1 protein-coding gene is annotated in these 423 nt (G+C 66.4%); it reads right to left on the reverse strand.

What is annotated here, in order from left to right:
- The coding region (locus HX846_RS38540) for an ATP-binding protein (RefSeq protein ID WP_178967619.1) at positions 1–423 on the reverse strand (423 nt) is incomplete at both ends.

Consider the following 423-nt stretch of genomic DNA (forward strand, 5'->3'; position numbering starts at 1 on the left):
ATCCGGTCCAGCAGCGGCCCCGAGAGTTTGTTGCGATAGCGCTGGATCTGCTCCGGCGTGCAGCGACAGCGCCCACTGGGCTCGCCCACATAGCCGCAAGGGCAGGGGTTCATCGCCGCCACCAACTGAAAGCGCGCCGGGAAACGCACCCGGTCGCGAGCGCGGGAAATCACGATATGCCCGGACTCCAGCGGCTCACGCAGCACCTCCAGGACCTTGCGATCAAACTCCGGCAACTCGTCGAGAAACAACACACCGTGATGGGCCAGGGTGATTTCCCCCGGCTGCGGTTTCGAGCCGCCGCCCACCAGCGCCGGGCCGGATGCCGAATGATGCGGCTGGCGAAATGGCCGGTGTGGCCAATGGCTCAGCGGCGCCAGGCTGACCACCGATTGAATCGCCGCCACCTCCAGCGCTTCCTGT

The sequence above is a fragment of the Pseudomonas sp. K5002 genome, assembly GCF_013386655.1.
Taxonomy (GTDB): domain Bacteria; phylum Pseudomonadota; class Gammaproteobacteria; order Pseudomonadales; family Pseudomonadaceae; genus Aquipseudomonas.